Raw genomic sequence first — 24,605 nt, 5'->3', positions numbered from 1 at the left:
ACCACGGCAGTGTCGCTCATCATCGTTATGAAGCCGTCGCCGAGATGAGCCACCCACTCAGTTCTGCCATCGATATCCACGGCCTCAACCCGAGCCGGCACCTCGGTGCACACCTCCGCGGGCAGTTCCATCTGCTCTGGTGACGCCCAGTACGTCGTAGGTGTGAACACCGCGCCCACGGCAGGTTCGTCAGGCCACGGTTCCATGTCCTCCAGCATCCACAGTTGCGGCATCTCGAGCGAAGTAGATCAGAACTGCGCTCTCGGCGCTCCCATTCCCGGGTCGATTTGGAACGGCCCGCTGGCCGAGGGCGCTATCGGGAAATCGAAGATCGCAGTGGGGATGTACACGGTGGCACAGGAGTTCGGAATGTCCACCACCCCGGACAGGCGTCCTTCGATCGGGGCCGAGCCCAGCAGTAGGTACGCCTGCTCGGGGCTGTAGCCGAACTTGGTGAGGTAGTCGATCGCGTGCATGCACGCGTTTTGGTACGACAGGTCGGAGTCCAGATACTTCTGCTCACCGTCGACGGTCACCGAAATGCCCGAGAAGGCAATCCATTCCGAGTACTGCGGTGCAGTGTTGCCGGGCATGAAGATCGCGTTTTCGCTCACCCCGTAGGTCTCCATGCCACCCTTGATCAGGTCGACGTGCAGGTCCATGAAGCCGCCCATTTCGATGGCCCCACAGAACGTGATCTCGCCGTCTCCCTGCGAGAAGTGCAGGTCTCCGAACGACAACTTCGCCCCGGGCACGAACACCGGATAGAAGACGCGGGTGCCCTTGGTGAGGTTCTTGATGTCCTGATTTCCACCGTTCTCGCGGGGCGGTGCCGTGCGCGCGGCTTCGCCTGCAACGCGGGAGAATTCGTCGCCGCTCAACGATCCCAGAATTGCCCCGTCGAGTTCGGGAGCAAGCGCCAGCGGCGGGACACGGTTGGGGTCCGTGGCGATCAAAGCACCTTCACGGGCGTTCCACTTCGCCAACAATTGCGCCGAGGGCGCGGTCCCCATCAAGCCCGGATGGGTGATGCCCGTGTACTTCACGTGCGGTACGTGGCGAGATGTGGTGGTCTGCCCGGAAAAATCCCAGATCGCCTTGTACGCGTCTGGGAATCGATCGGTGAGGAACCCGCCGCCGTTCTGCTTGGCGAAGATGCCCGTGTAGCCCCAGCCCTGGCCGGCCAGCGGACCCGAATCCTCCTGCGGTATCGGTCCCACGTCGAGAATATCGACGATCAACAGATCACCGGGCTCGGCTCCCTCGATATGGAACGGCCCGGACAACGTGTGCACGTTGTTGAGCGGCGCATTCAGGATGTCCTCGGCCGAATCGTCGTTGCGGATGGCCCCGTCGAACCATTCGCGACAATGCGCTCGAAAAGACGTGCCGGGTTTGACCGTAACCGCCGCCGGGATATCGGGATGCCATCGGTTGTGGCCGACGATCTCCTGTTCGGTGAAACTCTTCGTCGAGTCGAGCGGAAACAGCAGTTCGGGCACGAGGCACCTCCGGTTGCGCGGATTCTCCTCCCTCGATCATTGCACCGTCGTGAAGTATCCGGCTCGATATGCCGTGTAAATCTTGTATGACGTTGCGCCGGAACGCCACTGATTCGGCACCTCGCGCTACTCTCGAATGCGTGCCCACCTACAGCTTCCGCTGCGCACAGCGTTGCGCCCCCGTCGAGCAGAGATTCACCATGGCCGACGTTCCCAGCGAGGTGCCGTGCCCTGACTGTGGCGAGGCAGCTGCACGACAGATCTCTTCTCCGGCCCTCGGCAGAGGAAACAGCGCTGCGATGAAGGCACACGACGCCTCACGCGCCACCGCGGACACGCCTGCCGTCGTCTCGTCTCTGCCGGCCGCGGGCCGATCCGCAACCAGGACGACATCGAACCCCCTCCACCGCCGCCTGCCCCGCCCCTGACAGCGGCGTTTCCCTTCCGGGCCGACGGGGAAGTCCGACGGCATGCCCGAGCTGCCCCCTCCCCCGTCCATCGCCGACGGCGCCGCCACCGACGATGTCGTCGCCTGGGTTGCCGAGCATCTGAGTGATCTGACGCGCGAGGGGCCGGATGGCATCACAGCGGGCGGCATCCGCGGCGGGCAGTCCGCTGCCGATACCGCCCTGGCCGGACTCGACATCACCGGCTACGCCCGCGACCGCAGCACCGTCCTCCCGGTGAATCGCCGCGGCGCAAGCCGCATGTCGCCGTACATTCGCCATGGACTGCTGACGCTACGAGAAGTCTGGGACGCGGTATCCGACGCTCCCCCACGCGACCGTTCCAGGTACCGCGACGAGCTCATGTGGCAGGAGTACGCCCGCCATCTCTACGCACGAGTCGGTACCGACTTGGGGCGTTCGCTACGGCGTGAGCAACCGCGGCAGCAGAACTGGACGGCGCAGCCCTGGGCCGAGGAGATGAACTGCATGTCTTCGGTGGTGGGTGAATTGCACGAGGACGGTTGGCTGGTCAACCAAACACGCATGTGGCTGGCCTCCCAGTGGGCAGTCCGTGCCGGAGCGACGTGGCGCGACGGCGAGGACGAGATGTTCGCCCACCTGCTCGACGGCTCTCGTGCCGCGAACCGCCTCGGCTGGCAGTGGACCGTCGGTACCGGAAGTGGGAAGGTCTACGGATTCAGCCGATGGCAGGTGAACAAGCGCGCCCCGTCGCTGTGCAGCAATTGCGCGCTGAAAGATGCCTGCCCCATCGAGAATTGGCCCGACGACGATCTCGGGCCGACGGTCGACGGGCCTGATCTGAACAAGGCTCCGATTCCCGCGGGCCCGGCACACATGGAAGGCAATGGTGCAGAACAGGTCTGGCTGACGGCCGAATCGCTCGGCACCGCAGACCCAGCACTGGCTGCGAATCCCCAGCGACCTGCCGTCTTCGTGTTCGACGAACCACTCCTGCGGAAACTGCGACTCTCCGGCAAGCGACTGGTGTTTCTCGCCGAGACACTCGGCGAGATCGCGTCGAACCGAGCGTTGGAGGTACGTCGCGGCCGAGTCTCCGACGAGCTCTCCGGACGATCGCTGGCCGCCACCTGGGCACCCGTTCCCGGCTTCTCCCGCATCGCCGACGCCATCGCCCCGGTCGAGTTGCATCCATGGCCCTGGCTGACGCGTCCCACCACATCCTCGGTCCGTTCGTTCAGCGCATGGCGTCGGAGTCATTGAACAGCAGCCATCGAACAGCAGTCGTTGACTGGAACTATCTACGCTGCACCGAGATCTGGCCTTCCTCACTGGTGATCGACACCGATCGCGGCGAACTCGGATCGTCGACCACGTCCGTCTCGACCTCCCCCTTCTCCGACGACGCATCGACGTCGTAGAATTCGGCCGCCGGAAGCTGGATCGTGCTGTCTCCCATCGTGTTCTGCACGAGCACCGAATCCGGTGGAACTCGCGAGTCCAGAACGACCTGCCCGAATGTCGTGTCGACCTCGATTGCAGACACCGCCGCGTCGGTGATGTCCACATCACCGAATCGGGTGGTCACATCCAGGGTTCCTGCGGAACCACGAGCGATCACCGCCCCGGACGAGGTTGTCACCGATGTCTGCGCATCCACGTTCGAGAGAACGACATCGCCCGCCATTCCGTTGATATCGAGTATCGACCCCGCGGGAATCCGAAGCTCGACATCGACGTCGCAGCTGCCACGATCTCGGTACGAACATTCCACCGCGATCTTCGATCCGTCGTCACTGATATCGACCGTCGGGATATCTCCCCGGTAGGACCCGTCGGCCCGGACGTGCACCTCGGAATCGGGGCTCATCGACACCGTCACATGGGCAAACCTCGTCGTGAAAGCAAGGTTGTTCCCGGACACGGCATGGTCTTCGGTGTAGTCGAAAGACTGCATCTTCGGCGTGGTGAAGCCGTATGCAATCGCTGCCGTCGTAGCTGCACCGGCGGTGCCCACGACAACTACGGCTACCGACACGGCAACGATGTTGCGCCACAACACTTTCTTCATCGAATAGCTCCCAGGTATCGTAGAACGGCCATGACGCGGCGATGATCAGCGCTGTCGCCGAGCAGACCGAGCTTGGCGAAGATATTTCCGATGTGCTTCTCGACGGCTGCCTGACCGACCACCAGCGCGGCCGCGATGCCGGCGTTGGACTTACCTTCGGCCATGGCCGTCAACACTTCTCGTTCCCGCGGCGTCAACGAATCGAGAGGATCCGATCGCGGTGCGCGTGCCAGAATTTGCTGCACCACCTCGGGATCGATGACGGTGCCGCCGTCGGCCACCGTCCGAACGGCATCGGCGAAGTCGTCCACATCGGCGACACGATCTTTCAACAGGTACCCGACGCCGTCGGTACTCTGCCGGATCAACTCGGCCGCGTACCGTTCCTCCACGTACTGCGAGAGCACGAGAACACTTACGGCGGGCCATCGTTGGCGAATGACCAACGCCGCGCGCAGACCTTCGTCCAGAAAGGTGGGCGGCATCCGAACATCGATCACGCACACGTCGGGGAGCGGGTCGGCAGCAGACATCGAAGCAAGTAACTCCGACGCATCGCCCACCTTGCCGATGACGTCGGCTCCACTGTCGGTGAGCAGTCGAGCGACACCCTCTCGCAACAGAACCGAATCGTCGGCGATGATCACTCGCACGGGATGCTCACCTCCAGACTTGTCGGGCCGCCGGTCGGTGAGATGACCGACAGGGTGCCGTCGATTCCGCTGAGTCGGTCCGCGAGACCGGCCAAGCCTCCGTTCGGAGCGATATGCGCACCGCCGCAACCGTCGTCGACCACCTTCACCTGCACAGCGGACTCACTCCTCGTGACGTCGACTCGAACGCGGCCGGCGCTCGCGTGTTTACTGACGTTGGTCAGGGCCTCCGAGACGACGAAATAGACGGTCGCTTCGGCGGTGGCGTCCGGTCGTTGCGGCCCGGACAGAGCCGGGTCCACCTCGATCGTCACCGGCACCGAACACAGGGCCGCGACAGACGACAGTGCCGCATCGAGTCCTCGGTCGGTCAGGATCGGCGGATGCAGACCACGGGTGAGGGTTCGGATCTCGCCGATCGCATTCTTGGCTTCCCGGTGAGCGTCGTCCAGCAGTTCCTTCAGCACCGCATCGTCGTCCGCAGAGACGCGCGACTTCGCCTGCCCCAGTGACATCGCCACCGAGACCAGGCGCTGTTGGGCGCCGTCGTGCAGATCGCGTTCGATGCGGCGGCGCTCGGCATCTGCGGCGTCGACGACCCGTGCCCGGCTCACCGTCAGCTCGTCCACCCTCCTACTCGATTCGGACTGTCCGAGAAGCGCTGCGGCACTCCACCAGTCGAGTCTCGCCAAGCCGGTCACCAGCAAGGGCAATCCCGCAACGAAAGTGGCCAGGGCAGCGACGCCGACCAGTGCGACGAGCGGGTAGCCCACCCGATCACCGATTTCGAGCTGATTACCGACCGGGTTCGTCACGATCCACGCGAACGGTGCCGCTGCGAGAACGGGGAGAACCAGAAAGAGCGCGGGCAGCAGGAACACCAGGACAGCCGAGATCGGAATGCGAACAAGCCAGTAGCACAACGACTTCCATAGTCCGACGTCGCGGACGCACCAGACGAGCTTGCGCCAACTGGTGGGATAGACGGTCACCGCAGGTCCCGCGATGGCGATACCGCTGGTGAAACCGATTCCGGCTCGAGCGGCGATATCCATCCATCGAAGCACCACTATCGTGAGCGCGAAGACCAGCACTCCGCTCAGCGCAAACGGGAGTGCGCACACAGCGAGTACCAGCAGGCCCAGGATCATCCAGCCGCCGAGGCCGGCCAGCATCGACGCAAGCAGCGAGCCCAGCGCCAGCCACCAGTTCGGAGATATCCAGGCCCTGAGCGGATTCAGGGGAATCGGTAGTGCCTCGTTCATGCGGATCAGCCTAAGTGGGCGCCTGTCGACTTGTCCCCACTGTGAACCCACGGCGCATGGTAGGGCACGCACTACCATCGATCGGTGGGACGACCGTGGTGTTTCCCGCTCTGCGGGCGAGAATATTCGACGGGTATGAACTTCAACCTATTCGACGTCGATCGCCTTTCGACCGTGCCGGTCTGGGTCGTCCTCGCAGGTGTCGTCGTGTTGCTGGCCTTCGAATCCGGCTCTCTGCTCGGTCTTTTCACGCCCGGGAACAGTGTGCCGATCACGCTCGGAGTACTGACATCGATAGACGTCGTACCGTGGTTTCCCGCTGTCGTCACTGCGGCGGTGGCGTCGAGCACGGGAGCGCAGTGGGCGCTCTGGCGCAGTCGCCGCAGCAAGACGATTCTCGGGTCGGGCCGGATCGAATCCGCGTTGCCGCGCACGCTGACCCGGGTGGTCCGCGGAGTGACTGCTTCAGCGCAAGCACGCCCACGCACAGTGGCGGCCGCAGGCCATCTCGTCGGAGGCATCCGCACCATCGCCCCTCGACTCGTCGCTGCCACCACCCTGCGACGGCGTGAATACGCGGTGATCAGTCTCGTCGCGGCCGGGGTCTGGGCCACCGCGTTGGTGAGTGTCGGCGCATGGCTGGGCGACCACACAGCCATCCGGACGGCTCTGGGATACGCCTGGATTCCGGCCGTGACGGTCGTGGTTGTCACCCAGCTCAGGCGTCGAACACGCTGGTCTTCTCCCGAACTTGTCGGAGCCCGGTGATATCAAGGATGTAGAAGAAACGACAGAAGGGAATTCGCGTGTCCACCAGCTTCGATACTTGCCACGGCACACTCGTGATCCACGCGGTCGGCGGTGCGGAGTGCACGGAGCCGGACTGCGTGGACCTCGAGTACGTCCGTCACTTCCTGGTGCTCGAGTGCGAAGAAGTCACCGGCGGCTGCCAGTGCACCGCGCTCGTCGAGCTCGCTCAGGCATCCTGACGTCGGACCACCGGCTGCTGGAGTTCGGTAACCCAGTTCTCCTGCGGCTGCGGCTCCGACACCAGGTAGAACTCCCGGCAGACGCCCGAGAGCTCGTAGCCGTTGGCCTCGATCCACGCTATCAACTGCTCCCACGTTTCACCGATCGTGGCCATCGACCCGTGGTGCACGGTCGTGGCAGCCAGATCGACCGGCGGCAGTTCCCGTACCTCGTATCCCTCGCCGGCCACGACCTCAGGCCCCACCTCGAACGCGGCGTGCACGGTGATGCCCGTGCCGTCTCCGTCTTCGACGGCCTCGTACATGGCGATCGACGAAGGGCCGAACGTCACGCCGTGCCCGTCGAGCGTCTGAGCGAGTCGGGCATACATCGGGCCGATGACCGGGCCGATATTTGCGGGCCCGAACCCGGCGGCGGTCTCGGTGACGGCAGCGATGCGAGTGGCCGGCAACGATTTGGTGTCCACGGTGATCATCGAAATCCCTTCGGTGTGGGAGAGCCGCGCATCGATGCGACGCAGCCGAGCGGCGTCGAGATCGAGTCGACGCACGACGTCATCGCGCTTGGCGGCAAGCATCTCGCGTAGACGGCCGTCGCTGACCTGGGCATGCACGATCTGCGTAACCTCGTCGAGCCGGAACCCGAGGTCCTTGAACATGAGAATGCGTCCCAGAACCTCGAACTGCGAGCCGTCGTACGAGCGGTATCCGGTGAACGGATCCACCCGTGCCGGCGTCAACAACCCGATCTCGTCGTAATGCCGAAGCATCCGAACCGAGACCCGGCCGATCGATGCGAACTCTCCAATGCTGAACATGACCCTCCGAGGTTCTCGTCTCACACAGTGTGAGGGTCAAGCGCAGAAATCAGGGCACAGGAATCCGGAAGCGAACCGCCGACCCGATGCCGTCGAGACGTTCACCTCCGACACGCTTCAGGGTCGCAATCGAGGCCGCGTTGCCCACCTCGCATACCGCGGTCACTCGGGTCATGCCCAAGTCTGCGGCGAGCCTGAGCATCTCGCGTACTGCCCGAGAGGCGACTCCTCGACCTCGTTCGGACGGCCGAACCCCGTAGCCGATGTGCCCGAGACGGTCGGCGAGCTCGTGGCCGTCGTGTCTGAGTGCGACGCCGCCCAATACTCGCTCGCCCTCGACGATCCACCGGTACGTACATCCCGCGTCGCTCCGAAGCCGGTCGATCCAGTCCGAGAAACCCTCGACGCTGCAGACATCATCGGCGGCCGTCACTCCGAACCCGTCCTCGTGGAGGCCCGGCCCCCACTCGTTGTGGGCGTCCAGCCACGGCCCGCGCAGGTCGACCGTCGGAGCGGCCAGTGTCGCGTGAACCGTCACAGATACCCGCCTCCGTTTTTGATCAGTGCACCAGCTCAGGGGCGCAGATTCAATCCCGTCTTCGTCGAGAAGTAGTGCACCGTCTCGGCGCGCGGGGCGATTCGAATGACGTCTCCCTGAGAGGGCGTCGCGATGTCGGGGATCCGGGCGATGATCTGCGCCCCCAGCGTGCCGAGATTCGACGCGTCCTCGACGGTGCGGCCATAGATGTAGGCATCTGCACCGAGTTCCTCGACAACGTCGACGACGATGTCGGTACCGGAATCGGACAGCGTCCACGCTTCCGGTCGCACGCCCATCGTCACGCGGCTGCCGTCGATGCGGTCGGCAATCGATCGCTCGATGGGCACCGTCAGCGATCCGATTTTCGCGGCACCGGCGACAACGTCCACCTCGAACAGGTTCATCGCGGGCGAGCCGATGAAGCCGGCAACGAACGCATTGACCGGACGCTCGTAGAGCTCCTTCGGGCTGGCGCACTGTTGCAGCACACCGGCTTTCATGATCGCCACCCGATCTCCCATGGTCATGGCCTCGACCTGATCGTGGGTGACGTACACCGTGGTGGTGCCGAGCCTGCGCTGCAGCAAGGAGATCTGCGTGCGAGTCTGGACGCGTAGCTTGGCGTCGAGGTTCGACAGCGGCTCGTCCATGAGGAACACCTGCGGGTTCCGCACGATCGCACGGCCCATCGCAACGCGCTGACGCTGACCACCGGAGAGCGCCTTGGGTTTACGGCCGAGGTAGTCGGTCAGGTCCAGAATCTTCGCCGCTTCCTCGACGCGTCGGCCCACCTCGGCCTTGTCCATACCGGCGATCTGCAACGCGAAGCCCATGTTCTTCGCGACGGTCATGTGCGGGTACAGCGCGTAGTTCTGAAACACCATCGCGATGTCACGTTCCTTGGGTGCCAATGAAGTGACGTCGCGGTCACCGATCTTGATGGCACCGTAGTCGACGTCCTCCAGCCCGGCGAGCATGCGCAGCGAGGTGGACTTTCCGCAGCCGGACGGGCCGACGAGAACGAGGAATTCGCCGTCCTCGATAGCGAGATCCAACGACTCGACCGCTGCAACATCCGATCCCGGATACAGCTTGGTCGCTCCTTCGTACGTGACCTGTGCCATGGGAGTGCTCCTTTGTAGAGGTTAGAAGAATCGATGCGCGGAGCCGGCGGGCTCGGCGCGGAGAAATGTGGGCTGTGGCAATCCGGCTCGTGCTGCGCTGGAGTCGATCTCAGCCACCACGGCGTCGACGATGTCCGACGGCACCAGGGCAATGGCCGATCCGCCGAATCCTCCGCCGGTCATGCGAGCCCCGTGCGCACCTGCCCGAAGCGCTGCGTCCACGGCACTGTCGAGTTCCGGAGAGCTGACCTCGTAATCGTCTCGCAACGACACGTGCGAGGCCGTCATCAACTCACCGAGTTCGGAGCCTGCGGCACCGCGGTCGAGTAGCTCGGCGGCCTGCTCCACCCGCCCGATCTCACTGATGACGTGACGAACTCGGGAGAGCAGAGTGTCGTCGACGAGGCGTGAGGCGGTGTGCTCGAGATCGAGGCCGCGCAGCGTCGTGACCCCCAATTCGGCGTACGCGGTGTCGAGCGACTTCCGACGCGCTCCGTACTGACCGTCGACCAGCCGGTGCGGCGCGTTGGTGTCGATCACCAGCAGCCTGGTTCCCGACGCATCGAGATCGAGGGGGATCTGACGCGTCGACCCGTCGAGACAATCGAGCAGCAGCGCGTGTCCGGGCTGAGCCGACATCGCAATGTTCTGATCCATGCCGCCCGTCGACGCACCGGCGATCTCGTTCTCGGCTCGAATGCTGGCGTCTATCAGAATGTTTCGATCGACCTGCAGATCGAACAACTCGCTGAGTGCCAGGGCGAACGAGCACTCGAGGGCTGCCGAACTCGACAGGCCCGAACCCACCGGCACCGAGGAGTGCACGGCAACATCGACTCCGCCTATCCCGTGCTCCTGTAGCGCCCAGGCCACGCCTGCCACGTACGCGGCCCATCCCGACGGTGTGCCAGGGCCGATTTCCGCGAGCTCACCCGTCCACAACTCGTCGGTGTGTGTCGACACGGCGCGCATCACCGTGTCCTCGCGACGACGTACCGCGACCGCGGTGGCGTACGGCAACGCGAACGGCAACACGAGCCCGCCTGCGTAATCGATGTGTTCACCGATCAGATTGACTCGGCCCGGAGCGATCCACACGCCGTCGGGTTCGGCGCCGAACGCGCTGCGAAACAGCGCAGCGGCCCCGTCGGCGAGATCTTCCTCGGCGACGACATCGAGCCACTTCATCCGAGAACCTCGCGCAGTCGATCGGCGATCCGTTCCGGCGTGGTGTCGTTGACCCACGCACCCATCGCCGATTCGGATCCGGCCAGGAACTTCATCCGACCCGGTGAGCGCATCATCGAAAAGAGTTGCAGGTGAAGCCGTCCCAGTTCGCGGTCGGCTCCCACGGGAGCTTGGTGCCACGCCGAGATGTACGGCACCTCGTCCACACCCTCGAAGAACGCATCGACTCCGCGCAACAGATGCCGGTAGACCTCGGCCAGTTCATCACGCTCGGCATCGTTCAACTCGGCGAGGTCCGCCACATCGCGACGAGGGGCGAGGTGAACCTCGACCGGCCACCGCGACGCTGCAGGGACGTAGGCGACCCAGTGCTCGGCGTCGACGACGATGCGTCGACCCGAAAGCAGTTCGGCAGCGAGGACGTCGGCCAGCAGTACTCGTCCGGTGCTCTCGAAGTGCTTGCGAGACTGTCGCATCAGCGCATCGGTCCGGGGCGGGAGGTAGGGGTAGGCGTAGATCTGACCGTGCGGGTGCGTCAGCGTGACGCCGATTTCCTTGCCGCGGTTCTCGAAGCAGAAGACCTGCTGCACGCCGGGAATCGCGGAGAGCGCAGCGGTGCGGTCGGCCCAGACATCGATGATGGTGCGGACCCGAGAGAGCTCCAGAGCGACGAAAGAAGCGTCTGGATCGCTCGCGAAGCAGATCACCTCGCAGCGGCCGGTACCGGGCGCGAGCGGCCACAGCGCCTCACCGTCCACCTCTGTCGGAAGCGTCTGCTGTGCAGCAGTTTCCGATAGTGACGGGAATCGGTTCTCGAACACGACCACGTCGTAATCCGCAGCCGGAATTTCCGTCGCCGGCCGGTCCGGTCGGCTCGGAGCCAGCGGCGACGCGTCGGCCGGCGGCAAGAACGTCCGGTCCATCCGCTGAGCGGCGATGACGATCCATTCGCCGGTGAGAACGTCGAATCGCATCTGCGACTGCGACATCGACGGCGCGAGGGCACGAGTATCTACCAGGTCGCGGGTGGCTCCACCGGACACATACGGCTCGGTGTCGTCGTAATAGATCAGCTCTCGACCATCGGCCAGAGTGGTCGACGTCTTGCGCAGTGCGTGCGTCGTGGCGTCATGCGCGGTCATCGAGTACTCGTTCCTCGTTCGTGTCGACAGGGCCTCCGGCGATCACCACGTCGTCGACCACCTCGGACAACGCGTCCTGTACGCCGGAGTCGAGTCCGGCATCGGTGACGAACACGTCGACGCGAGAGAGCGGAATGGTGTTGGCGAGCGCACGGACACCCCACTTGGTGTGGTCGGCCAGCACGATGACGCGGCGGGACGACGCCACCAGCGCCTGATTGGTCTGTGCCTCCATGAGATTGGGGCAGGTGAGCCCCGATTCGATGTCCACCCCGTGCGTCCCGAGGAACAGCATGTCCAGGTGGATGCTCTGCAGTGCACTGACCGTGAGCGGCCCGACCAACGCGTAGGAGGGTGTGCGTTCCCCGCCGGTGAGCAACACGGTTTGATCCGTCCGGCCACCGGTGTGAAACAGGTCGGCAACGGGAAGAGAATTGGTGACGACGGTGATGTCCGGGACGTCGAGCAGTTCCTCGGCCAGCGCGTGCGTTGTAGTGCCGCCAGAGATACCGATCGATGTTCCCGGTCGCACGAAACGCGCAGCGGCTTTGGCAATTGCGGCCTTGGCGTCGCGATCGAGTTCGGACTTGGCCGAGAACCCCGGCTCGAACACACTCGCCGATCGGGGGAGCGTGACGCCGCCGTGCACCCGCTCGACCAGACCCCGGGCGACGAGTTCGTTGATGTCGCGTCGAATGGTCATGTCCGACACCGACAGCGCTGCACCCAGATCGGCGACCTTGACTGCGCCCGAGGCCGTCACCTGGTCGAGGATCTTCTGCTGACGCTGATGGGCGAGCATCAGCGGGTCTCGGCGATCACTGCGCTGCCGCCTGCGGCCACGATCAGCTCACCGTCGACCTGTGCCCCACCGACCAGGTCGGTACCTGTGGCCGGCACGCTGACCTTGTCGCTCCCGTGGTTGAGTACGAAGAGCCAGGACTGCTCCCCTGCCGATCGTCGCACGATCTCCACATCGGATCCGAGGTCGCGTCGGGTATCGATTTCTGCTGCAGCGCAGAGCTTGTCGGCCAGCGTGGCCCAGCCCGCCGCGTCGGGGACGGTGGCCGCGTACCAGGCGGTGCCGGAGCCGACTGCGCGCTTGGTCAGCGCGGGAACGCCGCGCAAGTGGCCCTGGGTATGCCGCGCGAGGACGTCGACATCCTCGGACGCAGTGAGGTATTCGCTCCAAATCTCCCCGTGGGTACCGTCGTCGAGAGTCAGGATCTCGCCGTCCGCGAGCGGGAAGAACTCCTCGACTCGGACGCCGAGCAGCTCGCGGAAGGCACCCGGGTAGCCGCCGAGTCGCACGTGATCGTCCTCGTCGGCGATTCCCGAGAACGCAGTGACGAGCACCTGCGCACCTGCTTCGGCAGCGTCGGCTATCCGCGCAGCGGTCTCGTCGCTGCACAGGTAGAGGGCCGGAACCACGATCACGTCGTAATCGCTCAGGTCCGTCGACGACAGGACGACGTCGCAGGTCACGCCCGCGGAAGTGAATCCGCGATGTGCGCGTCGAGCAATCTCCATGGGCTGCATCGCCATCGACGGATGGCCCTCCTGCTCGCACGCCCACTGCGAGGCCCAGTCGAAGAGCACGGCAACCCGAGCATCGACGGTGCTGCCTGCCACCGGGGCCATGCGACGCAGAGCCGCGCCGAGCTCGACGACCTCGCGCCAGCGGGCGGAGTCCTCACCGGCGTGGGGAACCAGAGCCGAATGGAACTTCTCAGCACCCGCCTTGGAGGCACGGAACTGGAAGTAGGCGATACCGTCTGCTCCGCGAGCCATGTGCGCCAACGAGTTACGCATCATCTCGCCGGGAACCTTGGCACGGTTGATGTGCTGCCAGTTGACGGCGCTGGTGGAGTGCTCCATCAACAACCATGGTCGACGGCCGGCCACGCCGCGGGTGAGATCGGCCGAGAACGACAGCTTGTGATGTGCTGCGGCGTCGCCTGTTTCGGGTCCGACGAGATAGTGGTCGGTGGAGACGATGTCCTGCTCGGGGGCCCACGACGCATAGTCCATGTTGCCGGCGAGCGCGGGGCCCTGTCCCATACCCACCATGAAGTTCGTGGTCACGGGAATCTCGGGTGTGACGCGATTCAGCACGGCCTTCTCGGCGCGGTACTGCTCGAGCAGTGCGTCGGAGCAGAAGCGTCGCCAGTCGAGCTGGTGAGTCGGGTTGCCGAACGTGGTGCTCACCGATGGAGGAACGATCTCGTCCCAGTCGCTGTAGCGCTGGCTCCAGAAGTCGGTGCCCCAGGCGGTGTTGAGGGTCTCGAGGTCGATGTACTTGGCGCTGAGCCATTCCCGGAACGCGTAGGCACTGTCGTCGGAGTAGCACAGGGCGTTGTGGCAGCCGAGTTCGTTGGAGACATGCCACATCGCCAGCGCGGGGTGCTCACCGTAGCGGTGCGCCATCTTCTCGACCAGCGCGAGTGAATGTTCGCGGTACACAGCGGAACTGGGGCTCCACGTCTGACGACTTCCGATGGCGTACCGGTAGCCGCGATCGTCGACCGGACGCATCTGCGGGTAGGCCGTGGCCAACCAGGGTGGGGGCGACGCGGTAGCCGTGGCCAGATCGACCCGAATCTGGCCCTGGTGCATCAGGTCCATGACCCGATCGAGCCACTCGAAGTCCCACGTCGTCGCGGTCGGCTGGAGGCGCGCCCAGGAGAAGACACCGACGGTCACGAAGTCGACACCGGCCTCGTGCATCAGCTCGACGTCGCGATGCCACACGTCCTCGGGCCACTGCTCGGGGTTGTAATCGCCCCCGAAAGAAATTCCCTGGGTCGGCCAGGTGCTACGTCGCGCTGTGTCCATGCTCACAATATGAACGAGCAGCTCTCAGATGTCAACATGAATGAACATTTTCCCACTGACGCAGGTGAAGGGACCATCAAGAGCTTGACAGACGCTGCCGAGTCATGTTTCTGTAACCTGCATCACCCCGAACGGTCAGTAAACGCACATCGTTGAACATCGTGGATGTTCATTTCTGATCGTTATCGACATTTTCCGGCGAAGGATTCTCATGAACCCACACGAGTGGCCGCGTACGTGGCAGCCGTCTCGGCGCGACTTCCTCAGGTCAGCGCTCGTTGCCGCCGGCGCAGTGACCGCCGGTGGCGTGCTGTCGTCGTGCTCGAGCAGTCTCGATCCCAACACGGTCACGCTCGGCTCGCGGCTGTCGGACAAGAACTCCAAGGTCGGAGTCGAGGACTTCGTTGCCATGTATCGGCAACAGACCGGTGGCGACATCCGCGTCAACACCGTCGATTCGACGTCGTTCCAGGAAAACGTCAACAACTACCTCCAGGGGACGCCGGACGACGTGTTCACCTGGATGGGCGGCTACCGAATGAAGTACTTCGCAGACAAGGGTCTGGTGGAGGACGTCTCGAATGTGTGGGCGAGCAACGGCGGCGGATACAGCGACAGCTTCAAGGAGAACTCGACCGGATCCGACGGCAACCAATATCTGATTCCGTTCTTCTACTACCCCTGGGCAGTGTTCTACCGGCCGAGCCTGTGGGCCGAGCGCGGATACGAACCGCCGAAGACCTACGACCAGTGGGTCGCACTGAACAAGCAGATGCAGGCCGACAACATCACCCCGATCGGCTTCGGTGCCCGTGACGGCTGGCCACCGATGGGGACGTTCGACTACCTGAACCTGCGCCTCAACGGTGTCGACTTCCACCGCACCCTGTTGGCCGGTGATGTCAGCTGGACCGACAACCGCGTCCGCACGGTGTTCGACACCTGGCGCGAGCTCTTGCCGTTCCATCAACCGCAGCCGTTGGGCCGCAAGATCGCCGATGCGCAGACGGCGTTGCTCAACAAGAGCGTCGGGTCCCTGGTCGCCGGCATGTTCGTCGCACAGAGCTTCCCCGCCGGGGCCGAGCGCGACGATCTGGACTTCTTCCCCTTCCCCGAACTCGACTCCGCCATAGGCAGTTCCGCGGTCGAGGCACCGATGGACGGCTTCATGATGCGCGCCGATCCGCGCAACCGTCCCGCTGCCGAGAAGCTGCTGACCTTCCTCACCGGACCCGAGCCTGCAGTGGCCTATGCGAAGCAGGATCCGCAGGCCATCCCCGCACACCGTGACGCCGACCTGTCGGATTTCCCTGCGCTGGTGCGTAAATCGGCAGACCTCGTGCAGAACGCCGGATCCATCACTCAGTTCTTCGACCGCGACACCCGACCCGACTTCGCGTCCATCGTCATGATCCCGGCTCTGCAACAGTTCATCGGCAACCCGAACGATGTCGACGGATTGGTCCGCAGCATCGAGCGCCAGAAGTCGGCGGTGTTCGGAACATGATCGTGCGCAGTGTGATTCGGCCCCCATCATTCACTCGACCTCGAGATCAGGTAATGCCATGACCGCACCCGAACGGGTCAAGTCGCCGAAGATTCGGCGCAGTGTTCGCGAGAAGTGGACCATCGCACTGATGCTCGGCGTTCCCGCGATGATCGTCATCGGTCTCGTCTGGATCCCCACCGTGTTCACGGTGATCCTCTCGTTCGCACGCTGGGACGGAATCGGCGGCACGTCGAGTATCGAGTGGATCGGTACTCAGAACTACGTCGACGCGGTCCAGGCGTATCCGCCGTTCCAGCAAGCACTGCAGAACAACGTGCTGTGGCTAGTCTTCCTGTTCCTCGTCCCCACAGTCATCGGCATCCTGCTCGCGATTCTGTTGGACAAGAATCTCAAGGGATCTCGGCTCTACCAGAGCATCTTCTACATCCCCGTGGTGCTGTCGATGGCCCTCATCGGCTTCATCTGGCAGCTCATCTACTCCACCGAGGGCGGCGTCCTCAACAGCCTGCTCGGCACGGACGTCGACTGGCTCGGCGATCCGGACATCAACATCTGGGCCGTCATGGTCGCGGCAGGTTGGCGTCACACCGGCTACATCATGCTGTTGTACTTGGCCGGTCTGAAGGCCATAGACCCGTCCGTCCGCGAGGCTGCGGTCATGGACGGTGCCGGGCCGATTCGCACGTTCTTCAGCGTCATCTTCCCGCTGATGAAGAACACCAACCTGTTGATCATCGTCATCACCGTCATCGAGGCGCTACGCGCTTTCGACCTCGTGTGGGTGATCAACAAGGGCCGCAACGGACTAGAGCTGATCTCGGCTCTCGTGACGGCGAACGTAGTCGGTGAGGCGAGCCGGATCGGATTCGGTTCGGCATTGGCCACCATCATGCTCGGCATCTCGCTCGTATTCATCGCCCTGTACCTCGCCATCGTTCTTCGGAGCAAAGACTGATGACCACTTCACTCACGCGCACAGCACCTCCCGAGCGCGATCCACTGACCCGCAACCGCGCGGCCGTCGCCAATCGTCGACGCGCGGGCACCGCACAGATCGCGATCTACGTGCTGCTGACGGTCATGGCGCTGGCCTGGCTGTTCCCACTGGTGTGGGCGGTGTACAACTCGTTCCGCGACTACGACTACGTGCTGCTCAACGGGTACCTGTCGGTGGGCGGCTTCACGTTGGACAACTACATCGACTCGTGGCAGATCGGCGGCATCCCGCACTACTTCCTCAACTCGATGATCATCACCGTTCCGTCGGTGCTGCTCATCCTCTTCTTCGGCTCGATGGCGGCGTTCATCCTGGCGCGGTTCAGCTGGAAGTTCAACATCTTCATGCTGGCGGTGTTCATCGCCGGCAACCTGCTGCCGCAGCAGACTCTGCTGACCCCATTGTTCCGGCTGTACAACGCAATTCCGGTTCCATACTGGATGAGTTCCTCGGGCTCGTTGTACGACAGCTACTGGGGCCTGATCATCGTGCACGTCGCGTTCCAGACGGGCTTCTGCGTCTTCGTGCTCAGCAACTACATGAAAACCGTGCCGTACGAACTGCTCGAGGCCGCGACCGTCGACGGAGCCGGGTTGTTCCGGCAGTACTGGCAGGTCGTCATGCCGCTGTGCCGGCCCGCGCTGGCAGCCCTCGCCACCCTCATGGTGACGTGGATTTACAACGACTTCTTCTGGGCTCTGGCCCTGATGGTCAGCGGTGACAAGCTTCCGGTGACAACGGCGCTGCAGAATCTGCAGGGCAGCTTCTTCACCGACACCAACCTGCTGGCCGCGGGCTCGGTACTGGTCGCACTACCGACGGTGTTGGTATTCATTGCGCTGCAACGCCATTTCGTCTCCGGACTTACGATGGGTGCCAACAAGTGAGTTTCGTAGTCCTGCGCCGTGACGGTGTCATGGTGATCCTCGGACCGTCGTCCACCGCCGTTCCCGCAGTGCTGCACTGGGGCTCCGATCTCGGTGAGCTCACCGATTTCGACCTCACCGAACTGCGCAGGGCCGCAATACCGGCGGTTCCGCATTCGAGTGTGGATGTGCCGCGGTGGCTCACCCTCGCACCAGGCGGTGACGACGCCTGGCAGGGCACCCCGGCTCTGGCGATGCATCGTGACGGTTCGGTGCAGTACCCGCGCTGGGCGGATGTGAACATCTCCGCTACCGAATTCGGTTGCACTGTGGACGCTTCCGATAGCGAGCTGGGCATCTCGTGGTCGATCCAGTTGTCCCTCGAGGTCGGTGGATCACTGCGCATTCGGCAGGGTGTCCAGAACGTGAACGGTGGACCCCTGACCGTCGACGGCGTTGTGACCCTGATGCCGTTGCCGGACACCGCAACCGAACTCCTCGATCTGACGGGCCGTCACTGCCGCGAGCGCACCCCCCAGCGTCGACGGTTCGATCAAGGTGCGGTAGTGCGCGCGTCACGCCGCGGACGAACGGGGCACGACGCTACCCTGGTTCTCACCGCAGGCAGCGAGGGCTTCGGCTTCCGCAGCGGCGAAGTATGGGGTGCGCACGTCGCGTGGAGCGGGGATCACCTGCACCTGGCCGAGCGGCTTCCCGAGCGGGCCGGTCAGGCCTCTGCCGTTCTGGGCGGTGGTGAACTGCTCGCGCCCGGTGAGGTGGTGCTGCAGACCGGCGAGACCTATTCGACTCCGTGGGTACATTTCGTTTATTCGGCTGTCGGACTTGACGGTTCGGCACACTCGCTGCACCGCTGGATGCGATCCCGTCCGGCGCATCCCTCGTCGCCGCGGCCGGTGGTGCTCAACGTGTGGGAGGGCGTCTACTTCGACCACGATCTCACCCGGCTTCGCGGTATCGCCGATGTCGCCGCGCGCGTGGGCGTCGAGAGATTTGTGCTCGACGACGGTTGGTTCCGCCACCGACGTGACGACCGAGCTGGTCTCGGTGACTGGCAGGTGGACGAGGGAGTCTGGCCCGATGGGCTGGCACCGCTCTTCGATCACGTCCGAGCGCTCGGGATGAGCCCCGGCCTGTGGTTCGAGCCCGAGATGGTCAACCTGGACTCCGATATCGCTCGGGCACATCCCGATTGGCTGCTCGCCGCTCCTGCCCGCATCCCGCTGGAGTGGCGTCATCAGCACGTATTGGATCTGACCCGCGACGACGTATTCGACTATCTCCTCTCGGCCATCGATGCGGTGTTGACCAACGAGCGGCCGGACTACGTGAAGTGGGATCACAACCGGGACCTGATGCTGGCGGTCGATTCCGACGGTCGCGCTGCGGTGCATGCACAGACCTCGGCGTTCTATCGATTGCTCGACGCCTTGCGATCCCGCCATCCACAGGTCGAATTCGAATCCTGTGCATCGGGCGGTGCTCGCATCGACCTGGAGGTGCTCGAGCACACGGACCGCGTCTGGGCGTCGGACACCAACGATCCGCTCGAACGTCAACGGCTGCAGCGCTGGACCACACAGCTGCTGCCGCCGGAGCTGATCGGCTCGCATGTCGGGCCGCAGATCGCGCATACGTCGGGTCGGTGGTCCACTCTCCAGTTCCGTTGCTTGACATCGCTGTTCGGCCATGCAGGGTTAGAGATGGACGTCACCGAAATCTCGTCCGAGGACCACGAGTACCTGACGTCGTGGACCGGGCTGTACAAGGAACTGCGCGGGCTGTTGCACACCGGCGATGTGGTGCGCGCCGACCATCCCGACCCGAGCGTCTGGGTACACGGAGTCGTGGCAGCTGATCTGTCGGAGGCTGCATTCTCGGTAGTGCGGATGGATACCTCACCCGAGGACCGCACCGATCGGGTCCGCCTCCCTGGTCTGGATCCACATGTTCGGTACCGCGTCGAGTTCGTCCGGGAGCTCAGCGACCTGGGCAACGGAATCGAACTACCGCCCTGGATCGCCGACGGCGGAATCGTCGAGTTGTCGGGTTCGATGTTGGCGCAGGCAGGCGTGGCTCTTCCGGTGCTGTTCCCTCAGACCGGAGTGTTGCTGCGGGTGCGAGCCGTCTGAACTGCGGCTTCAGGCCCACTCGACCTGGGCCGCCATGCTCAGCAGCTTTGCTCGACGCGTTTCGTTCGTCTCGCCGATCCGGGCGATGCGTCCGTAGACGTGTGCTCGAAAGTCGTTGTGGTCATGCAGGTTCTGCTCGGCTGGTCCGGTGCTGATGCAGTTGTGCAGCAGTGCCCTGAGATTGTCGTACTCCTCTCCGGGCACTGCCGGCCACGAGTTGACGACGAGCCCGGTCAGCTGTTGTCGCTGATGAGCGCGTCGAACCCTGGTCTTGTCGGGATGAATGGTGAAGCCTTCGTCGTGGGCGATCTGGGAAATCAGCCACAGCAGTCTGTCGACGTCGATGTCTGCACCACCGGAGAACGCCAGATCGTCGGCGTATCGGCTGTAGCGGGCACCGACGGACCTGGCCAGGCCCGCGGCTCGGATATCGAGTTGTCGGGCAGCCAGATTCGCCAACGCCGGTGATGTGGGCGCACCCTGCGGCAAGTGGGTGGCGCGAAGCCGCGCCGCAGTGGGACGGTCTACCCCGACCAATTCGCCGGCAGGGGTGACTGTCGTGCAGAGCGCGGCGAGATTCGCCGCAACCCTCTTGGGGTAGCCGACCGCCTCGAAGATCGCGACCACTCGATCGAACCCGATGGACGGAAAGAAGCGTCGGAGATCCACCGAGACCACCACATCGCGTTCGGAATGCGGCATCGCGAAGGTACGCGGACTGCGCGCCTTCCGAAAGCCATGCGCCGCTGGATGGGCAGGAATTCGATCGAGTATGCGGCGCAGTATCTTTCGTTGAATCTCACGCAGGCGTGGTTTCGGGACCTCCAGTAGTCGAATGCCCTCACGTTTGTCGAGTCGCGCAGATCGATAGTGCTGCAACGGGAACGGCGCAGTACGGAGCCTTCCCTGCAGGTCGGCAAACCATTCGATTTCGGAGATCGTCAGGTCGAGAGACCGAGCCAGCTGGCCGGTGGTCTCGTACCGCGGTACGTCGAATCGCCAGGGCTTGTCACTGTTACGAGTCGGTCTCTGTGACGATACCGACGGTTCCGGAATGAACGGAAGGTCGCGCAGCAGAACGAAAATCGATGCCTCGTCGAACGGCGGACTCGGATACAAGTTGATGACCCGATCCGCCAACCATGACGCCTTGGCCGGGACGAGTGGCTCGAACGCCTCCTCCAGTCCGGACCGCGTCCATTCGGCCTCGGCAGCCAGGCGTGCCAGTGTCGCCGCTGCTTTCGGGGTGAACTCCCGCTCGGTCACGGATGTTTACCGATCACGTGCGGCGCTGTGACATGCAACGGCGCGGGGCGACCGAAATCTTTCGTCCTCGGAGCTGCCAAGCACGCGGAGCGTGCAGACCAGCTTCGGACGCAGTGCTCGATTCTCGTGATGTACCCAGGGGTTACCCCTGAGACCGGTCCCGCGGACCAACTCTCGCCCACGCGCCGCTGCATCCCTCCACCATGCCAAATCGAGGCCGATCTGTCAGCGCGTTGCCCGCGGGACCGTCACGGAAGGATCGATTCGAGTGCGCCCATCACGATGGTCGTCAACGACAGCCCACCGGTTCCGAACGCTGCGGCGACGACGATGCCTACGAGGGCATCTTCGCGGGACGGCGTCGGCGGTTCGATCGTCTTGTTCACCATCTTGAAAGGCAGCGACCACAACACATCGACACCTCCACCGAAAACGCGAGTCAACACCCCGAACTCGTTGTCGCCCCGATCCGACGAACCATCGAACAGCACACTGTCTTCCAGGTTCTTGGCGCGCAGCGTCAGAGTACGTCCGCCGTACTGGATGCCGACGCGGTAGGACCGCTTGAAGAGCCTCGCGCGGCCGGGATCGAGAACAATGTCGCGGCCGTCGATGCTCGCCTGCAGGTTTGCGGCGCTGCGCGTCCCGATCGGTGTCGTGTCCGAGGTCCGAAGCCCCGTGCGAGAGATCGTGACGGTCATGGGAACGCCCTCGCGATACGAACCGCACACCTCGTCGTCCCGGTAGATCAGATCCAGTTCCCCGTAGATATCCGTCTCGACCAGCACAGATGTGAAGTCATCGAAACGGCCCGGGTTGCCGTCGTCGCAATCCTGCACGTCCGCCAGCCTGTCACAGATTCTGCGACTCCCGAATCGCAGACACTCGGGAACCGACGCAGGTTGTGCTGCGTCCAAGAACGTAGGTGTTCTCGAGGAACGGACAAGAGCAATGCGCAGGGCACGTCGATGGATCCCGATCATGGCGACACTTCTGCTGATCGCGGGCTGCTCGAGCACCACCGAAGGGGAAGCGTCGCCGCGGGTGGAGACAAGCACCACCGTCGCGACACCCACTACGCCATGGGATCCCTGCACCATCCCCGACGAAGCCATCGAGCGAGCGGGATTGAACGTCGACACCAAGGAGTCGGGAATCTTTGGACGCGATCAATACGGATTCAAGATCTGCGGTTGGGAAGATCGACCGCCGAACAACAAGTACTACTTTTCAATTTTCGCTGGACTCGAAGGCATCGAATACCTCCACGATCCCGCTACTTTTGACCGGCTTCAGGCTGTGCGGGTGGGCACTCGCGACGCGACCCAGTATCAGCAAGTCGGTGCCGACGCATCTCTGAACTGCGGTGTTGCCTTCACTGAGGGCATCCAATTGATAAGGGCGACAATCATCACTGATGCTACGGTCCGCAACCCTCCCTACGACCCGTGCACGGAGCTAAATTCCCTGGTCTCATGGCTCGACTCAGAAATCCCCAGCTAGATCCATCGACCGAAAGATGCAGAAACTGTGACCGAAGCCGGGCCGGACCTCATCGCACATTGGCTGGAGCTCAACGCCCAAGCCGACGCCGGCACCATCACAATTCCTCTCGAAGTCGCTGCCAAGTGCGATGCAGCCTGCGTCGCCTACATCGCACATCTCAACGACATGAAACGTAAAGCTATTCGGCTGGGCGAATTCCAAGAGTGGGGCGACTTGAAGTCCGCCCAAGACCTGCAGGCCCGGTTTGGTCGACTCGCCACCGGCACCGATCGGTCTCTCGATGTCATTCTTCAGCAGCACATCGACGTCATCGAATCGATGCGGATGCTCTTTCGTCGCTACTTCGACGAGACGGCCGATACCGATGACCGGACATCCGCGAACATCAGTGCACTCGCTCCAGAAAACTGAATGCGCACATAGATTCTCGGTTACCCACGTCTATCCGGTCCGTACCCGTAGTCCCCGTCGGGTCACCAGCACGGTTGCGGCCGTCGCCAGAGCCCAACATCCCGAGACCACCCACAGCACCGTCGACCACGACATCTGCAGACCCACCTCGGTTTCGGTCACCTGAGACAAGCCGGCCGCCGGTGCGCGCCTTCTCGTCGAGCTGGGCGATGTCGGTGCCCGCAATCATGACGATGCCACTGGTCGGACGGTCCAGACCTGCTGCGCAGTGCAACAGCGTCGACTTACCCGAACCCGACGGGCCCATGATCGCAGTGAAACTACCCCGCGCGAAGTCCATCGACACCCCGCCGAGAGCTGTGACTGCGCGATGACTCTCGCCGTGTACCTTCCGAACATCGTCGAGCCGGACCGCAGGTGCTTCGTGTCGAATCATGCAGCAATTGAATCTGTTTCGTCGACGCGGCACAGTGCCGCACGTACTACACAATATTCGGGGGTCAGCCCTACCATCGGCGACGGGCGATGAGCCTACGATGGCCGGGCCCCCGATCCACGCCCCGGATCGTGAAATACACCCCTCCTACGGGGTGTGGATCCCCACGAAGGGCGGCAATCCCAGCATCAGGCGCGTAGCTGGCACCTGGCCCGTCCCGGGAACCGAAAACAGCTGGCCTGCGTCCAAGGAGATGGGGCTTTCGCGAGAACAGGTGAGGCGATGCGTGGAGCACGTCGATCGATACCGGCAGCAGTGGCGCTTGTGCTCCTCACTGGCTACTCAGGATCTGACGTCGTCGAACATCACCGCGCTCACTCCGGGAAGCTAGCACCGCAACGTTTTTCGGTGGACATCGACTTCGCGTTTGTCGTTGTCCAGACGCCGTTCGATGGGCTCGTAACCGTGGGAACGCCACCATCCGATGCTCTCGACCATGCTCACCATCGGACCCACGAACACATGGGTCCACCCCTGTGCCACAAGAATGCGCTCGAGCTCCGCCAGCACCGGATTCGCCACACGTACATGCTCCAGGTCACCGTCGACAAGCAGACTCCCCACCCACGGTTGACCTTCGCGGGGATGCGGAACCAGCAACGTCATGACCCCCACGATTCGTTCTGCTGCACGAATCACCAGGCAGTGAGAGTTCTCCATGACCGTGTTGTGCCAGAGAAATTTCTCGACATCCACCTCGGTGAAGACGGTGACGCCGGTGTGCAACGTGCTCGCATCGAGGAACTCGGGGTTGCTGTTGAACACGGCCAGGAACCGCTCGGTGGTGTCTCCGCCATCGACCTCACGGACCGTATACGAACCCGCGTCGAATCCGATTTCCATCACG

Annotated in this window: 25 protein-coding genes; 10 read left to right on the top strand and 15 right to left on the bottom strand. The window is 63.7% G+C overall.

Annotated elements, in window-relative coordinates:
* Nucleotides 1-248: 248 nt before the first annotated feature.
* Nucleotides 249-1,502 carry a formamidase gene (gene fmdA / locus CH294_RS10275; RefSeq protein WP_094609002.1) on the bottom strand — a complete coding sequence of 418 codons (1,254 nt, stop codon included), beginning with the start codon at nt 1,500-1,502 and terminating at the stop codon, nt 249-251.
* Nucleotides 1,503-1,642: 140 nt separating this feature from the next.
* On the opposite strand from fmdA, the gene CH294_RS10270 reads away from it, so the two are divergent.
* Both CH294_RS10270 and CH294_RS10265 read left to right on the top strand, forming a co-directional pair.
* Nucleotides 1,643-1,930, top strand: a complete 288-nt coding sequence (locus tag CH294_RS10270) for a zinc ribbon domain-containing protein (RefSeq protein WP_212709784.1) — start codon at nt 1,643-1,645, stop codon at nt 1,928-1,930.
* 42 nt (nt 1,931-1,972) lie between these two features.
* Nucleotides 1,973-3,193, top strand: coding sequence for an FAD-binding domain-containing protein (locus CH294_RS10265; protein ID WP_094737827.1), 1,221 nt, complete (start codon nt 1,973-1,975; stop codon nt 3,191-3,193).
* 34 nt (nt 3,194-3,227) lie between these two features.
* Here the strand turns inward: CH294_RS10265 and CH294_RS10260 are convergent, their stop codons facing one another.
* The 3 genes from CH294_RS10260 to CH294_RS10250 are packed head-to-tail and all read right to left on the bottom strand — an operon-like array spanning nt 3,228 to nt 5,919.
* Nucleotides 3,228-4,001 carry a DUF4097 family beta strand repeat-containing protein gene (locus tag CH294_RS10260; protein WP_094737826.1) on the bottom strand — a complete coding sequence of 258 codons (774 nt, stop codon included), beginning with the start codon at nt 3,999-4,001 and terminating at the stop codon, nt 3,228-3,230.
* Nucleotides 3,998-4,654 (bottom strand): response regulator transcription factor, encoded by a 657-nt coding sequence (locus CH294_RS10255; RefSeq protein ID WP_094737825.1) that lies wholly within the window; start codon nt 4,652-4,654, stop codon nt 3,998-4,000. The genes CH294_RS10260 and CH294_RS10255 overlap by 4 nt, the downstream gene beginning before the upstream one ends.
* Nucleotides 4,645-5,919, bottom strand: coding sequence for a sensor histidine kinase (locus tag CH294_RS10250; RefSeq protein WP_212709783.1), 1,275 nt, complete (start codon nt 5,917-5,919; stop codon nt 4,645-4,647). The genes CH294_RS10255 and CH294_RS10250 overlap by 10 nt, the downstream gene beginning before the upstream one ends.
* 135 nt (nt 5,920-6,054) lie before the next feature.
* Here CH294_RS10250 and CH294_RS10245 point away from each other — a divergent pair, with 135 nt between their 5' ends.
* On the top strand, nt 6,055-6,687 hold the full coding sequence (locus CH294_RS10245) for a hypothetical protein (RefSeq protein WP_032401568.1): 633 nt from the start codon (nt 6,055-6,057) through the stop codon (nt 6,685-6,687).
* A 38-nt stretch (nt 6,688-6,725) separates the two neighbouring features.
* Nucleotides 6,726-6,908 (top strand): hypothetical protein, encoded by a 183-nt coding sequence (locus tag CH294_RS10240; RefSeq protein ID WP_230592311.1) that lies wholly within the window; start codon nt 6,726-6,728, stop codon nt 6,906-6,908.
* Here CH294_RS10240 and CH294_RS10235 read toward each other — a convergent pair.
* The 7 genes from CH294_RS10235 to CH294_RS10205 are packed head-to-tail and all read right to left on the bottom strand — an operon-like array spanning nt 6,896 to nt 14,556.
* Nucleotides 6,896-7,726, bottom strand: a complete 831-nt coding sequence (locus tag CH294_RS10235; protein ID WP_094737824.1) for a MerR family transcriptional regulator — start codon at nt 7,724-7,726, stop codon at nt 6,896-6,898. The genes CH294_RS10240 and CH294_RS10235 overlap by 13 nt on opposite strands.
* A 49-nt stretch (nt 7,727-7,775) precedes the next feature.
* Nucleotides 7,776-8,264, bottom strand: coding sequence for a GNAT family N-acetyltransferase (locus tag CH294_RS10230; RefSeq protein WP_212709782.1), 489 nt, complete (start codon nt 8,262-8,264; stop codon nt 7,776-7,778).
* A gap of 35 nt (nt 8,265-8,299) precedes the next feature.
* Nucleotides 8,300-9,391: a sn-glycerol-3-phosphate ABC transporter ATP-binding protein UgpC gene (gene ugpC / locus CH294_RS10225; protein WP_032378864.1), complete on the bottom strand. Its 1,092-nt coding sequence runs from the start codon at nt 9,389-9,391 to the stop codon at nt 8,300-8,302.
* Between the two features lie 21 nt (nt 9,392-9,412).
* Complete coding sequence (galK, locus tag CH294_RS10220) at nt 9,413-10,579, bottom strand: galactokinase (protein WP_094737823.1); 1,167 nt, start codon at nt 10,577-10,579, stop codon at nt 9,413-9,415.
* The gene (galT, locus tag CH294_RS10215; protein ID WP_094737822.1) at nt 10,576-11,721 is read right to left on the bottom strand and encodes a galactose-1-phosphate uridylyltransferase; all 1,146 of its coding nucleotides are present in this window, start codon (nt 11,719-11,721) and stop codon (nt 10,576-10,578) included. The genes galK and galT overlap by 4 nt, the downstream gene beginning before the upstream one ends.
* Nucleotides 11,708-12,523, bottom strand: coding sequence for a DeoR/GlpR family DNA-binding transcription regulator (locus tag CH294_RS10210; RefSeq protein ID WP_032378862.1), 816 nt, complete (start codon nt 12,521-12,523; stop codon nt 11,708-11,710). Before CH294_RS10210 ends, galT begins: the two co-directional genes overlap by 14 nt.
* Nucleotides 12,523-14,556, bottom strand: coding sequence for a beta-galactosidase (locus CH294_RS10205; protein WP_094737821.1), 2,034 nt, complete (start codon nt 14,554-14,556; stop codon nt 12,523-12,525). The genes CH294_RS10210 and CH294_RS10205 overlap by 1 nt, the downstream gene beginning before the upstream one ends.
* A gap of 211 nt (nt 14,557-14,767) precedes the next feature.
* On the opposite strand from CH294_RS10205, the gene CH294_RS10200 reads away from it, so the two are divergent.
* The 4 genes from CH294_RS10200 to CH294_RS10185 are packed head-to-tail and all read left to right on the top strand — an operon-like array spanning nt 14,768 to nt 20,079.
* Nucleotides 14,768-16,063 (top strand): ABC transporter substrate-binding protein, encoded by a 1,296-nt coding sequence (locus tag CH294_RS10200; protein ID WP_032401573.1) that lies wholly within the window; start codon nt 14,768-14,770, stop codon nt 16,061-16,063.
* Nucleotides 16,064-16,121: 58 nt separating this feature from the next.
* A complete protein-coding gene (locus tag CH294_RS10195) occupies nt 16,122-17,021 on the top strand; it encodes a sugar ABC transporter permease (protein WP_032378859.1) in 900 nt (299 codons plus the stop codon).
* Nucleotides 17,021-17,950: a carbohydrate ABC transporter permease gene (locus CH294_RS10190; RefSeq protein WP_080737122.1), complete on the top strand. Its 930-nt coding sequence runs from the start codon at nt 17,021-17,023 to the stop codon at nt 17,948-17,950. Before CH294_RS10195 ends, CH294_RS10190 begins: the two co-directional genes overlap by 1 nt.
* Nucleotides 17,947-20,079 (top strand): alpha-galactosidase, encoded by a 2,133-nt coding sequence (locus CH294_RS10185; protein ID WP_249305207.1) that lies wholly within the window; start codon nt 17,947-17,949, stop codon nt 20,077-20,079. Before CH294_RS10190 ends, CH294_RS10185 begins: the two co-directional genes overlap by 4 nt.
* 9 nt (nt 20,080-20,088) lie before the next feature.
* Here the strand turns inward: CH294_RS10185 and CH294_RS10180 are convergent, their stop codons facing one another.
* Nucleotides 20,089-21,345 carry a reverse transcriptase family protein gene (locus CH294_RS10180; RefSeq protein WP_094737820.1) on the bottom strand — a complete coding sequence of 419 codons (1,257 nt, stop codon included), beginning with the start codon at nt 21,343-21,345 and terminating at the stop codon, nt 20,089-20,091.
* A 248-nt stretch (nt 21,346-21,593) separates the two neighbouring features.
* On the bottom strand, nt 21,594-22,184 hold the full coding sequence (locus CH294_RS10175; RefSeq protein WP_094737819.1) for a hypothetical protein: 591 nt from the start codon (nt 22,182-22,184) through the stop codon (nt 21,594-21,596).
* Nucleotides 22,185-22,326: 142 nt separating this feature from the next.
* On the opposite strand from CH294_RS10175, the gene CH294_RS10170 reads away from it, so the two are divergent.
* Nucleotides 22,327-22,848, top strand: a complete 522-nt coding sequence (locus CH294_RS10170; protein WP_249305205.1) for a DUF3558 family protein — start codon at nt 22,327-22,329, stop codon at nt 22,846-22,848.
* Nucleotides 22,849-22,875: 27 nt separating this feature from the next.
* Nucleotides 22,876-23,262: a hypothetical protein gene (locus tag CH294_RS10165; protein ID WP_094737818.1), complete on the top strand. Its 387-nt coding sequence runs from the start codon at nt 22,876-22,878 to the stop codon at nt 23,260-23,262.
* Here the strand turns inward: CH294_RS10165 and CH294_RS27790 are convergent.
* Together CH294_RS27790 and CH294_RS10155 are read right to left on the bottom strand one after the other, a co-directional pair.
* Nucleotides 23,237-23,698, bottom strand: a complete 462-nt coding sequence (locus CH294_RS27790; RefSeq protein WP_249305204.1) for an ATP-binding cassette domain-containing protein — start codon at nt 23,696-23,698, stop codon at nt 23,237-23,239. The genes CH294_RS10165 and CH294_RS27790 overlap by 26 nt on opposite strands.
* A gap of 387 nt (nt 23,699-24,085) precedes the next feature.
* Nucleotides 24,086-24,601, bottom strand: coding sequence for a hypothetical protein (locus CH294_RS10155; RefSeq protein WP_094737817.1), 516 nt, complete (start codon nt 24,599-24,601; stop codon nt 24,086-24,088).
* Nucleotides 24,602-24,605: the final 4 nt, after the last annotated feature.

Origin of the sequence: Rhodococcus sp. 14-2483-1-1, from assembly GCF_002259335.1 — a bacterium.
Classification (GTDB): domain Bacteria; phylum Actinomycetota; class Actinomycetes; order Mycobacteriales; family Mycobacteriaceae; genus Rhodococcoides.
This window is presented reverse-complemented; position numbering and strand designations above follow the sequence as displayed.